The organism is Kribbella sp., from assembly GCF_035687465.1.
In the GTDB taxonomy this organism is placed as follows: Bacteria; Actinomycetota; Actinomycetes; order Propionibacteriales; family Kribbellaceae; genus Kribbella.
On the sequence record NZ_DASRXP010000509.1, the window covers coordinates 1 to 12,346 of the forward strand.

The 12,346-nt window shown below is 68.8% G+C and carries 11 protein-coding genes; 5 read left to right on the forward strand and 6 right to left on the reverse strand.

Annotated features, from left to right (window positions below; genetic code table 11):
* On the reverse strand, positions 1-1,768 hold a 1,768-nt coding region (gene thrS / locus VFG33_RS27170; protein WP_325055802.1), incomplete at its 3' end, for a threonine--tRNA ligase.
* A 244-nt stretch (positions 1,769-2,012) separates the two neighbouring features.
* Between thrS and VFG33_RS27175 the strand changes: the two genes are divergently transcribed.
* Positions 2,013-2,666: a DedA family protein gene (locus VFG33_RS27175; protein ID WP_325055803.1), complete on the forward strand. Its 654-nt coding sequence runs from the start codon at positions 2,013-2,015 to the stop codon at positions 2,664-2,666.
* Positions 2,667-2,676: 10 nt separating this feature from the next.
* On the opposite strand, the gene VFG33_RS27180 is transcribed toward VFG33_RS27175, so the two are convergent.
* Positions 2,677-3,849, reverse strand: a complete 1,173-nt coding sequence (locus VFG33_RS27180) for a sensor histidine kinase (RefSeq protein WP_325055804.1) — start codon at positions 3,847-3,849, stop codon at positions 2,677-2,679.
* 5 nt (positions 3,850-3,854) lie between these two features.
* Positions 3,855-4,508, reverse strand: coding sequence for a response regulator transcription factor (locus VFG33_RS27185; protein WP_325055805.1), 654 nt, complete (start codon positions 4,506-4,508; stop codon positions 3,855-3,857).
* An 87-nt stretch (positions 4,509-4,595) separates the two neighbouring features.
* Between VFG33_RS27185 and VFG33_RS27190 the strand changes: the two genes are divergently transcribed.
* Genes VFG33_RS27190 through VFG33_RS27205 form a run of 4 tightly spaced genes read left to right on the forward strand, consistent with a single transcriptional unit; the run spans position 4,596 to position 8,327 of the window.
* Positions 4,596-5,264, forward strand: coding sequence for a hypothetical protein (locus VFG33_RS27190; protein WP_325055806.1), 669 nt, complete (start codon positions 4,596-4,598; stop codon positions 5,262-5,264).
* A complete protein-coding gene (locus VFG33_RS27195; RefSeq protein WP_325055807.1) occupies positions 5,261-6,397 on the forward strand; it encodes a peptidoglycan-binding protein in 1,137 nt (378 codons plus the stop codon). The genes VFG33_RS27190 and VFG33_RS27195 overlap by 4 nt, the downstream gene beginning before the upstream one ends.
* Positions 6,394-7,134 (forward strand): ABC transporter ATP-binding protein, encoded by a 741-nt coding sequence (locus tag VFG33_RS27200; RefSeq protein ID WP_325055808.1) that lies wholly within the window; start codon positions 6,394-6,396, stop codon positions 7,132-7,134. The genes VFG33_RS27195 and VFG33_RS27200 overlap by 4 nt, the downstream gene beginning before the upstream one ends.
* The gene (locus VFG33_RS27205) at positions 7,131-8,327 is read left to right on the forward strand and encodes an ABC transporter permease (RefSeq protein WP_325055809.1); all 1,197 of its coding nucleotides are present in this window, start codon (positions 7,131-7,133) and stop codon (positions 8,325-8,327) included. The genes VFG33_RS27200 and VFG33_RS27205 overlap by 4 nt, the downstream gene beginning before the upstream one ends.
* 76 nt (positions 8,328-8,403) lie before the next feature.
* On the opposite strand, the gene VFG33_RS27210 is transcribed toward VFG33_RS27205, so the two are convergent.
* The 3 genes from VFG33_RS27210 to VFG33_RS27220 all read right to left on the reverse strand — a co-directional run bounded on the left by VFG33_RS27210 (position 8,404) and on the right by VFG33_RS27220 (position 12,113).
* Positions 8,404-9,711 (reverse strand): MinD/ParA family ATP-binding protein, encoded by a 1,308-nt coding sequence (locus VFG33_RS27210; protein ID WP_325055810.1) that lies wholly within the window; start codon positions 9,709-9,711, stop codon positions 8,404-8,406.
* A 159-nt stretch (positions 9,712-9,870) separates the two neighbouring features.
* Positions 9,871-10,530, reverse strand: a complete 660-nt coding sequence (locus tag VFG33_RS27215) for a response regulator (protein ID WP_325055811.1) — start codon at positions 10,528-10,530, stop codon at positions 9,871-9,873.
* Positions 10,527-12,113: a sensor histidine kinase gene (locus VFG33_RS27220; protein ID WP_325055812.1), complete on the reverse strand. Its 1,587-nt coding sequence runs from the start codon at positions 12,111-12,113 to the stop codon at positions 10,527-10,529. The genes VFG33_RS27215 and VFG33_RS27220 overlap by 4 nt, the downstream gene beginning before the upstream one ends.
* Positions 12,114-12,346: the final 233 nt, after the last annotated feature.

Here is a 12,346-nt window from a genome sequence, read left to right on the forward strand (position 1 = left end):
AGTCGTTGTACTCGTCCGCGACTGGGATGCCGATCACCTGGACCGGGGACAGCCAGGGCGGGAAGGCGCCGGCGTAGTGCTCGGTGAGGACGGCGACGAACCGCTCGATCGAGCCGAAGAGCGCCCGGTGGATCATCACCGGCCGCTGCCGCGAACCGTCGGGCGCGGTGTACTCGAGCTCGAACCGCTCCGGCAGGTTGAAGTCCAGCTGGATCGTCGACATCTGCCAGGTCCGGCCGATCGCGTCGCGCGCCTGGACGGAGATCTTCGGCCCGTAGAAGGCGGCGCCGCCCGGGTCCGGGACGAGCTCCAGACCGGAGCCCTCGGCAACCTCCCGCAGAGTCTCGGTGGCCTCTTCCCAGACCTCGTCGGACCCGACGAACTTCTCCGGGTTCTTGGTCGAGAGCTCCAGGTAGAAGTCGTCCAGGCCGTAGTCGGCGAGCAGGCCGAGCACGAACGTCAGCAGATTCCGCAGCTCGTCGCGCATCTGCTCGCGGCTGCAGTAGATGTGCGCGTCATCCTGGGTGAAACCGCGCGCCCGGGTCATGCCGTGCACGACGCCGGACTTCTCCAGCCGGTAGACCGTGCCGAACTCGAACAGCCGCAGCGGCAGCTCCCGGTACGACCGGCCGCGCGCGGCGAAGATCAGGTTGTGCATCGGGCAGTTCATCGGCTTCAGGTAGTAGTCCTGGCCCTGCTTGCGAATCTGCCCGTCCGCGCCACGCTCCTCGTCGAGGTGCATGGGCGGGTACATGCCGTCGGCGTACCAGTCCAGGTGGCCCGAGGTCTCGAACAGCTGCGCCTTGGTGATGTGCGGCGTGTAGACGAACTCGTACCCGTCCTCGACATGCCGCTGCCGGGAGTAGTCCTCCATCACCTTGCGCAGCACGCCGCCCTTGGGGTGGAAGACCGCCAGTCCGGAACCGATCTCGTCGGGGAAGCTGAACAGGTCCAGCTCGTTGCCGAGCTTGCGGTGGTCCCGCTTGGCCGCCTCCTCGAGGCGGGTCAGGTACGCCTTCAGCTCGTCGCGGGACTCCCAGGCGGTGCCGTAGATCCGCTGGAGCTGCGGGTTCTTCTCGCTCCCCCGCCAGTACGCCGCGGCCGTCCGCATCAGCTTGAAGTTGGCCAAGTACCCGGTCGCGGGCACATGCGGGCCGCGACAGAGGTCCTTCCAGGCCACGCTCTCGTCACGCCGGACGTTGTCGTAGATCGTCAGCTCGCCGGCGCCGACCTCGACCGAGGCACCTTCGGCGTCGTCCGCCGAAGCGGAGCCCTTGATCCCGATCAGCTCGAGCTTGTACGGCTCGGCCGCCAGCTCGGCGCGGGCGTCGTCGTCCGAGACCACCCGGCGGCTGAACCGCTGCCGCTCCTTGATGATCTGCTGCATCTTCTTCTCGAGCTTGCCCAGATCCTCCGGGGTGAACGGGGTCTGCACGTCGAAGTCGTAGTAGAAACCGTTCTCGACCGGCGGCCCGATGCCCAGCTTGGCGTCCGGGAACAGCTCCTGCACCGCCTGCGCGAGCACGTGCGCGGTCGAGTGCCGGATGATCGCCCGGCCGTCCTCCGACCCCGCCTTGATCGGCTCGATCTCGTCCCCGTCGGCGACCACCCTGGAGAGGTCCCGCTGCTCGCCGTTGACGCGCGCGGCGATGGCGGAGCGGTCCTGGCCGAAGATCGCGGCGAACAGCTCCCCGATCGTCGTCGTCTCGGTCACACTCCGCTCAGCCTCGCCCTCGACGCCGATCAGATGGACCTTGACTTCCGACACGTTCACTCCTCGGGGTAGGCCGGCCCACAACGGGCCGTCACACCGCAGATGGTATCCACTCCGCCTCCGCGTCCCGACGGCCTATCCACAGGCAGCCGAGCACCTGACGAAAGTAGGGGGTGGGTGACGTCCTAAGACCGATGTGCACAGGTGCTCGACTTTCTAGGTTCGGGGGTGACAGTCCGCAACCAGGAAGGCTTCCTGTGATCACCCTCGAAGGACAGTGGTACGGCGTGGTGGCGTCGTGAGCGAGGCGATCCTGCACTTCACCGAAGAACTGATGTCGTCGTGGTGGATCTATCTCGCGCTGTTCGGGTTCGCGGCCCTGGACGGATTCTTCCCGGCGATCCCGAGCGAGACCCTCGTCGTCACAGCCGGCGTCTTCGCCGCCACCGGCGAGCCCAACCTGTACGGCGTGATGGCGATCGCCGCAGCGGGCGCATTCCTCGGTGATCACGTCTCGTACTTCATCGGCCGCGGCGCGGGTGGTCGCCTGATCGACCGGACCAAACCGGGGACCAAGCGTCACGCGATGACGACCTGGGCGCAAAACGCGCTGGAGGAACGCGGCGGTCTCGTACTGGTCGTCGCCCGGTACGTGCCAGGCGGACGGACCGCGGTCACGCTGACGATGGGAGCGGTCCGCTATCCGCAACGGAACTTCACCTTCTTCGCGGGACTCGCGGCGCTCAGCTGGGGCGTGTACTGCTCGCTGGTCGGCTACATCGGCGGGAAGGCGTTCGAGGACAACCCGCTCAAGGGCGTGATCCTCGGCATCGGTCTAGCCCTCATGGTGACGTTGATCGTCGAGGTCGTCCGCCACCAGCGCCGCAAGCGGCTTCAGCGCAAGACGGACCCTCAACCTGAGGTCGAGCTTGTCGAGGCGGGAGAAAGATGAGCACGGCAACTTAACGCCGGTTGGCGCCAACCGGCGCGGGCTGCGGTGGTGAGATCGGAAAGCGGACGGTCAGTTCGAGGCCACCGTCGGGGTTGGGCTGGGCGGTGACCGTGGCCTGGTGGGCCTGGCTGATCGAGGCGACGATGGACAGGCCGAGGCCGGCGCCGCCGTCGTCGGTCCGGGTCCGGGGCTGCAGCCTGCGGAACGGCTGGAAGAGTTCGGCGATCCGTTCGGCGGGTACCTCGGGGCCGGTGTTGCGGACCGACAGGGTTCCCGTCGCGGTGAGATTCACCTGGACGGTTCCGCCCGGCCGGTTGTAGCGGACCGCGTTCTGGACAAGGTTGGTCAGCAGCCTGTTCAGCAGCACCGCATCGCCCACCACGGTGATCGGCTGGAGGTCCAGACTGATGCTGACGTCGTCGGTCACGGCTTCCTGGACCACCTGACGGGTGAGGAGATCGAGGGCGACGGGTTCCGCGCTGTCCAAGCCGTGTTCTGCCTGGGCGAGGACCAGCAGCGAGTCGATCAGCCGCTCTGTCCGCCGGTTGGCCGTCAGCAGTTTCTCCCGTACTTCGACCAGATGCTGCGGGATCGGGTCCTCCAACCCGATCTGGATCGCCGCCCGCTGGGTGGCCAGCGGCGTCCGGAGTTCGTGGGCGGCGTTGGCGATGAAGCGGCTCTGGCTGTCCACCGATCGTTCCAGCCGTTCCAGCATCGCGTCGAAGGTGTCCCCCAGCTCCCTGAGCTCATCGCGCGGACCGGTCAGCCCGATCCGCTCGTGCAGGTTGGACAACGAGAGCCGGTGCGCGGTCGCGGTGATGTGGTGCAGCGGGCGCAGCAGCCGGCCGGCCAGCCACCACCCGGCAGCCACCGAGACGATCGTCAGCGCGACGATCATGATGCCCGTGACCGTCCACTGGTAGCGCAGCACCGCGGAACTCAGTCGATCCAGCTCCTCCCCACCGGACACCAGGTCCGGAAGGGGCCCGGCGGTCGGCCTCGGCTCAGCACCGTCGGGCAACCGATTGATCACCTCGCCCTGATGCCCCAACCGGTTCGACAGCAGCAGGTTCACCGCCGTCAGCATGATCGTCGACGTGAGCAGGAACAGACCGCTGTACAAGGCGGTGAGGCGCACCCGCACAGTACTGAGTGCCGGTCGCAATCCGTCCCAGATCGCCACCGGCCTCACAGGACATACCCCGCGCCTGGCACGGTCTGGATGCACGCCGGCTCCCCGAGCTTGGTGCGCAGCCGGCTGATGATGACGCGCACGACGGTCGTGAACGGATCGGCGTGTTCGTCCCACGCCGACTCCAGCAACGTCTCGGCGCTCACGACGCCCCCGTTCGCCCGCATCAAGACCTCCAGCACGGCGTACTCCTTCAGCGACAACCGGAGAAAGCGGCCGTCGCGGAAGGCCTGCAGACGGTGGGTGTCCAGCACGATCCCGTGCCGCTCCAGCATCGGCGGCGAGGATGTCTGGCTGCGCCGGCCCAGAGCCTGCACCCGGGCCACCAGTTCGGTGTAGTCGAAGGGCTTGGGCAGGTAGTCGTCGGCGCCGAGGGCCAGGCCGGCCACGCGTTCGGGCACCGATCCGGCCGCGGTCAGCATCAGGATGCGAGTGCGGGCTCCGGTACGCACCAGTTCTTCGCAGATCACATCGCCGTGCACCTCGGGCAGGTCCCGGTCCAGCACCAGTACGTCGTAGTCGTTGACGGCCAGCCGCTCCGTCGCGGCCGCGCCGTCGTAGACCACGTCGACCGCCATCGCCTGCCGGCGGAGCCCGACAGCCACCAGATCGGCCAGATCCCGCTCGTCCTCTGCCACCAGCACCCGCATGGTCGGAACTTAGCCGGTCGTCTGTAACAACGGCGTTAACGCTCGCGTTCACGCCCGGGCAACGCCTCCACCACCAGCCTTTTGAGCATGACCACGACCAAGAGCACCCGGGCACCGAAGCCGGTACATGCCGGGCAACTGACGACCACCGCCAAGCAGCACACTGACAACACCGAGCAGACCCCCTGCCGGACCGGGCGATCCCGCCGGACCGGCCTTCTGGCCGTTCTGGTCGCGACCATCGCGCTGGTCGCCACAGCGTGCGGCAGTGCGGACAAGCCGAGCGAGAGTGTGGCGAGCGTGCCGGCCGGAACCACCTCGGCCTCGCCCGCCCCGAAGTCCGGCGCGACGCCGGACGGAGTGGCCTTCGCCAACTGCATGCGGACTCACGGGCTCCCGGCTTTCAAGGACCCGGAGCCCGGAAAGGGCATGGGCGAAGGGGTGGACGTCAACTCTGCCGAGTTCACGAAGGCGATGGCGGCCTGCAAGGACCTGATGCCGGCCGGAGATCCCGGGGCGAATCCCGGCCAGGTGTGGTCCGCGGCCGACAAACTCAAGTACGCCCAGTGCATGCGCGAGAACGGCGTACCGGACTTCCCCGACCCGAGCGCGGATGGCGGCTTCGTCCTGCAGAACGACCCCAACACGCCGCAGTTCAAGACCGCGGAGGCCGCTTGCGCGAAGTACCAGCCGGAGAGCATGCGGAACATGACCCCGGGCAAGCAGGGCGGTCCGGCCGCCGGGGACGGATCGTGACCTCGAGCTCGAGCGAACCCACGGGGGTCGGCTCATCCGCCGGGCGGGGCCGGCGCTCCGGACGGCGCGGCCGACTGGCGGCGGTCGTCCTCGGGACGGCCGTCGCGGTAGGTGCCGGAATCGTCGTCGCGGACCCGTTCGCCGCAGGGACGGAGCAGGCCTCCAGCGAGGCCACCGCCTCGACCGGACTTGCCCAGGTGACGAAGGGAACGCTGTCCGCCCGGACCCTCGAGAACGGGACCCTGGGCTACGCGGGCGACTACCAGGTGGTGAACAGGGCAGGCGGCACGGCCACGAAGGTGCCCACGATCGGCCAGGTGATCCGCCAGGGCCAGGTGCTCTACCGCGTGGACGGCAAGCCGGTGATCCTGCTCCAGGGCGCCACCGCACCGGTCTACCGGGACCTGTACTGGGGCATGGAAGGTGCCGACGTCCGGCAACTGAATGCCGACCTCGTCGCGCTCGGCTATGCCACCACGGACGAGCTCGACCCGAAGTCGGACTACTTCGGACGGCAGACCTACAACGCGCTCAGGGAGCTGCAGGACGACGTCGGCCTGGACGACACCGGAAAGCTGGACCTGGGACAGGCGGTGTTCCTGCCAACCACGCAGCTCAGGATCACCAAGATCAACGCGGTCAGCGGCGCCTCGGTGGCAGTCGGTACCACGGTTCTGCAGGCATCCTCGATCGACCGGCAGATCACTGTCGCGCTGAACGCCGGCCGACAGTCCGAGGTGGCAGTCGGCGACAAGGTGACCATTTCGCTGCCCAATGGCAAGACCACGCCCGGTGTCGTCTCCGGAGTCGGAAAGGTGGCGACCAAGGCCGACGACAAGACGACGATCGAGGTCCTGATCAAGCCGTCGAAGCCGACTGAGACCGGCCAGCTCGATCAGGCTCCCGTCCAGGTCTCCATCGTGACCGACACAGCGCGGAACGTGCTCTCGGTGCCGGTGAACGCCTTGCTGGCGCTGGCCGGCGGCGGGTACGCCGTCGAGGTGGTCGGGGCCGATGGCGCCCGCAGTCTGACTCCGGTGAAACCTGGGTTGTTCGACGACAGCGCGGGCAGGGTCGCCGTCACCGGCGCGGGCCTCGAAGCCGGCCAGAACATCGTGGTGCCGAGGTCATGACCGGCGTCGCTCCAGCGATCGCCGAGCCGGTGCTGCAACTGGACGAGGTGACCAAGATCTACCCCGGCGCGACGCCGGTCGTGGCGCTGGACAAGGCAAGCTTCAGCATCCGTCGTGGCGACCTGGTGGCCATCGTCGGCCCGTCCGGTTCGGGCAAGTCCACGCTGCTGCAGGTGATGGGCACACTGGATCGCCCGACCACCGGCACGGTCCGCGTCGTCGGCGACGACGTCGCCAGGATGTCGGACCGTGCCCTGGCCGGACTGCGGGCGACTCGCATCGGCTTCGTCTTTCAGCAGTTCTTCCTCTCCGCCCACGCCACCGCCCTGGAGAACGTGGCCGACGGGATGCTGTACTCCGGTGCCAGACACGGCACCCGGCTGGAAGCCGCCGCAGCGGCACTGGCCCGGGTCGGGCTCGGCCATCGGGTCGGGCATCGTCCGCCCGAGCTGTCGGGAGGTGAGCGACAGCGGGTTGCGATCGCCCGGGCCCTGGTCGGCAATCCAGCGATCGTGCTGGCCGACGAACCCACCGGCAACCTCGACAGCGTCTCGGGTGCCGCGATCTTCCAACTGCTGCAGGAACTCAACGCCGAGGGCGCCACCATCATCATGATCACCCACGACCGTGAACTCGCGGCCCGGCTGCCGCGCCGCATCGAGGTCCTCGACGGCGCCGTCGTGGCCGACGTCGAGTCCGCGGAGCAGCCACTGTTCAGCGAAAGGCGGCTGCCATGACAACCACCGCTCCCGGCCGGCTGCATCCGGCCGACCTGGCCAGGACCGCGAGCGTAGGGCTGCGCACCAGGCGGATGCGGGCCGCTCTGTCGGCCCTGGGCATCGCCATCGGCGTCGCCGCGATGGTGGCGGTGATGGGATTGTCCGCCTCGTCCCAGGCCGGCTTGCTGGCCGAGATCGACGAGTTGGGCACCAATCTGCTCAAGGTGACCGCCGGCCAGAGCCTTGGCGGCACTGATGCCAAGCTCCCCCTCGACGCGCCCGCAATGATCGCCCGGATCGGTCCGGTCGAAACAGTCCAGAGCACCGGCAGGACCGATGCCAGTGCCTATCGCAGCCCCTACATCCCGACGATCAACACGAACTCACTCACGGTCGTCGCGGCGAGCCTCGACCTGCCCGCCGCAGTACGAACGACCGTTGCCGAAGGCAGCTACCTCAACGCCGCCACCGCCGATCAGCCCGTCGCCGTCCTCGGCTGGGACGCCGCCAAGCGGCTGGGAATCTCGCGGATCCACCAGGGCATGCGGATCTGGGTCGGCGGGCAGTGGTTCTACGTCGCGGGAATCCTCAACCCGGCGACGCTGACGCCCGAGATCGACGCTTCCGTCCTGGTCGGCTACCCGGCCGCGACGAAGTATCTGGACTCCGACGGCCACCCGTCAACGATCTACGTGCGCTCCCGCCCCGAGCAGGTCACGGAGGTCCAGAAGGTGCTGCCGGCGACGGCGAACCCCCTGAACCCGGGCGAGGTCAACGTCAGCCAGCCGTCGGCCGCGCTGGTCGCCCGCGCCGCAGTCCAGTCCGCGCTGAACGGTCTGTTCCTGGGGCTCGGGGCAGTCGCCCTGCTCGTCGGCGGAATCGGCGTGGCCAACACCATGGTCATCTCGGTACTCGAACGCCGGTCCGAGATCGGTCTCCGGCGGGCACTCGGCGCCACCAAGGGCAACATCCGCCTGCAGTTCCTGGCCGAGGCGGTCCTGCTCGCCGCGCTCGGCGGCATCGCCGGAGTCGCTCTCGGTACGGCGGCCACGGCGATCTACGCCCAGGTCAAAGGCTGGGCCACGGTGGTTCCGCCGCTCGCCTGGGGAGGCGGACTCGGCGCGGCCCTCGCCATCGGCGCCATCGCCGGCCTACTCCCCGCACTCCGGGCAGCCCGCATGCAACCAACCGAAGCCCTCCGAACAACCTGACCACGCGTTCATTCGCCCCCTTTCCACCCTGCGACAGGTGAAAAGGGGGCGAATGAAGGCAGCCTGTGTGTCTACTTCAGCGAGGGACGTTCAGCGCGATGGTGATCTGTTCGGCGACCTTGGCGGCCAGTTCCAGCGCCGCCCGGCGGGTGTGAGGTTGCAGCGCCGAGTGGTCCAACGGCCCTTCGGCAGCGATGTGCGGATCCGTCGGGATATCGACGACCGCAGCCGCCCGCGACTCGAAGTACGGGCGGAGTTGCTTCTCGACTTCCTTGTTCACGTCGCCGGGTCCGTTGCTGACGGCGATGACCGCGCGCCTGATCAGTCGCTGGGCGTCCGGACCCTGGTTGTCCAGCTCCTCCAGCATCTGCACGGCGGCAGCGCAGGACAGGCTCTTCCACTTGATCGGGATGACCAGGACGTCCGACGCCTTCATCGCCTCGCGCCAGTTGCTGGAGCCCTCGTTGTTGCCGGTGTCGATCACCAGCACCTTGTAGAAGCGGCTCAGCAGCCGGTGGATCTGGTCGAAGTCCTTCGCCTCGATCTGCGAGTACGTCGTGGTCGCGGACGTCAGCACGTCGTACTGGCCGGCGACCTGGTGCCGCAGGTAGGCGCCGACATCACCCAGGCGCGCATCCGGCTGGGTCAGCATCGGCATCGCCTGCAGCAGATCCGTCACCGTCGAGCGCGCGTTGGTGTCGTGCGTGCGCAGGTGCATGTTGCCGCGCAGTTCGTTGTTGTCCCAGGCCACTACGCCGCCACCGCGGGCCTGACCGAGCGCACCGGCGAGCAGCAGCGTGGTCGGCGTCTTGCCCGACCCGCCCTTGGGGTTCGCGATGGTAATCGTCACAGGACGGCGGAAGGCGGTCGCCGCAGTGGCGCGGGCGATCCGCTCGTTCCGCTCCGAAGAACCGGGGCGCAACCGCAACACGCTGCGCATGCCCTTCTCGGCCGGGGCCTCCCGGGGCAACGGCAGCGCCTGCAGGAGCTCGTCGGCCCGGTAGGAGACCTGGCGCTCGGGCTGCGGCGGGTGCTGCCCGGGAATCCCCTGTGGGAAGAACTGCTGGGCGGTCTGCGAGAGCGCCGGCGGGTCGACCGGCTCCGGAGCGGGCTGCATCCACGGCTCGGAGACCGGAGCCGCGTGGGCCGGAGCGGGTGTGGCGGGTGTGGCGGGCGGTTGGGACCAGGCGTCGCCGGGGAACTCCTGGGAGAGCGCGTCCGGCTGCTCGTCCTCGACGTCCTCTACTTCTTCCACCGGTTCCGGGTCGGGCTTGGCGTTCGGGTCGGGCTGGGACCAGGACGGAGTCGGCTGCCACATTCTCCGGACCTCGGCCGCCGCCGCTTCCCGGTCCTTGTGCTGTCCGGAGCTGTGCGAGTCGGTCACGACCTGGATCCCCTGATTCTCTGAGCGGGTGCGGTACCTGCCGCTCCCGGTTACTGGTCTGATCCGGGGCTGTACCCCCCGGGAAAGGTCCACTATCCCATGACCAAGTGTCCACACAACGTCACCCGCCGGAGCGTTGCGTTGCTGAGACCGCGGGGTTCAGGTGGAGACCAGACCGGCTTCGTAGGCGACGATGGCGGCCTGGACTCTGTTCTTGACCCCGAGGCGGGTCAGTACGGCGCTGACGTAGGCCTTGACCGTGCCCTCGACCAGGAAGAGCCGGCGCGCGATCTCGGCATTCGACAACCCAGCGCCGACCAGTGCGAGCACCTCCCGCTCGCGCGGGCTGAGCACGTCGACCTGTTCCTTCGCCGCCGCGGCCCGCGACATCCGGCCGCCGCCCGCCCCCAACTCGGCGATGACTCGGTGCGCGATCTTCGGCGACAGGTACGCCGCGCCGTCCGCGACCGCCTTCAACCCCGCGATCAGCTCTCGCGGATCCCCGGACTTCAGCAGGAACCCGCTGGCGCCATCGCCCAGCGCCTTCGCGATATAGGCGTCCTCCGAGAAGGTCGTCAGAATCACCACCGCCGTCTCCGGTGCGGTCCGCCGGATCTCCGCACCGGCCGCCAGCCCGTCCATCCGCGGCATCCGGATATCCAGTACGGCGACGTCCGGCCGGTGCTTGTGCACTCCTTCGACCGCCTCGATCCCGTCCGCCGCTTCGGCGACGACCTCGATCGACTCGTCCGAACCGAGGATCGCCCGGACCCCGGCCCGCACCATCGCCTCGTCATCGGCCAGCAGCACCCTGATCATCGCGGCGTTCCTTCTGTCGTCGGCGTTACGGACCCTGTCTGTACTACGTCCTTCGCGATCAGCCGGCCGTCCTCGAAGCACAGCCGGTACACATAGGTGATGCCGAACGGCCCGTCCGGGCGGTAGAACCGGCAACTCCACCCCTCGGGCACGACCGACTTCTCCGTCGGCGGATCGACCATCTGCATGGCCGGCAGCACTTGCTCCACTTCGTCGAAGGTCTGGCCGATCCGCAGCGTGTCGTACGCCTCGGGCTGCAGGATCGAGCTGTAGCCGGCGACCAGGTAGTAGCCCAAGGCAATCACTCCGATGATCGCCCCGAGACCCAGCGGTGCCGCTACCGCGGTGATCAAGCCGCGCCGGGCCCGTCGGCGTACGGTCGCGTGTTCGTCGGCTGTGGCCGACGCCGTCGGCGCCTCGGGCTCCGGACGTCCGCCTGATCGTGGAATCCGGGCGAAGACCTCGAAACCACCCGCCGGCCGTGGCCCGGCGGTCAGGATTCCGCCGACGAGTCGCGCTCGCTCGGTCAGGCCGGCCAGCCCACGGCCCGTTGACGGTACGCCGTCCGGAACGGCCCGGGTGGCTCCGCTGTCGACCACTCGCACCACCACATGGTCGGCGACGTGGGAAACCGTGACGGCCACCTCGGCGCCGGGTGCGTGCTTACTCGCGTTCGTGAGCGACTCCTGGACGACCCGATGGACAGCGCGGTCCACCATCGGCGACAGCTCCGCCTGCCCTTCCTGGACGAGCTTCACGGCCAACCCGGAAGCGGCCGCGCGATCAACCAACTCAGCCACGGTCTCGTGGCTCGGGACCACGGATGCCTCGGCGTCCGGTTCCCGGAGTACGCCGATGATCTCGCCGAGGCGGTCGGTCGCCGTGGCCGCGGCTTCCCGGAGTTCGGTCGCGGCCTGGCGGTGGCGGTCTGGCAGGTCGGTGTCGACCTCGAGAGCCGCAGCTCGCAGGGCGATCAGGCTCAGCTCGTGGCCGACCGAGTCGTGCATGTCCTCGGCGATCCGAGAGCGCTCTCTGAGTCTCGCCTGGTCGATCTCCATCCGGTGCTCGCGCTCGATCCGCTCCGCCCGATCCCAGCCGGCCGAGGCGAGGAGGGCCTGCTGGGCTCGATACCGGCCGATCAGCCACGGGAGGACGACGAGCAGCAGCGAGATCAGCAGCATCACCAGCCAGTTGAGCACCGCCTCGGTCACCGCGAGGTCCGGATGCGCAATCACGGCGAGCGCCAACAGGGCGATCAGGCACCAGCCCACCATCTGGACGAAATGCCTGAGCTCTGTCTCGCGCCGGCCGGCCAGGTAGCTGAACAGAGAGATCGCGCTCACCAGCGCGATCGGCGTCCCGTTGGTCGTACCGAGCGAGAGCGCCAGGATCACCGTCTCGGCACCACCGACCAGCCCCAGCGCGACGATCGGATGGGCCCGGCGGAGCAGCACCGCGGCGGCCAGTACCGCCAGGCAGCTCCCCTGCATCCAGTACGGATCGCTCCGGGCACCGCTCTCCGCGATCACGAAGAAGGACAGCCCTGCCCACAGGCCGAGATCTCCCGCGCGCTGCCAGTTCACAGCCCAGACGCTACACAGCCGCACCCGGGTCGGCGTACTGCCGAAAGTCAGGTGGGATTCAGTTGCGCTCGGCATCGACCAGCTCGAACGGCACCATCGACAGCATCGGTACCGCCTCGCCGCGCAGCTGGGCGAGCAGCAGGTCCACCGCCTGCCGCCCCATCTCCCGTTGGTCCTGCCGGACATGCAGGTACGGCGGGCCGTCGATCGGGTCACCCGGTGAGTCGAAACAG

Bases quoted from the DNA above. Each gene is read 5' to 3' on its own strand.
- VFG33_RS27185 (WP_325055805.1), bottom strand. From the start codon at position 4,508: ATGCGGGTGCTGGTGGCAGAGGACGAGCGGGATCTGGCCGATCTGGTG.
- VFG33_RS27190 (WP_325055806.1), top strand. From the start codon at position 4,596: ATGACCACGACCAAGAGCACCCGGGCACCGAAGCCGGTACATGCCGGG.
- VFG33_RS27200 (WP_325055808.1), top strand. From the start codon at position 6,394: ATGACCGGCGTCGCTCCAGCGATCGCCGAGCCGGTGCTGCAACTGGAC.
- VFG33_RS27205 (WP_325055809.1), top strand. From the start codon at position 7,131: ATGACAACCACCGCTCCCGGCCGGCTGCATCCGGCCGACCTGGCCAGG.
- VFG33_RS27215 (WP_325055811.1), bottom strand. From the start codon at position 10,530: ATGATCAGGGTGCTGCTGGCCGATGACGAGGCGATGGTGCGGGCCGGG.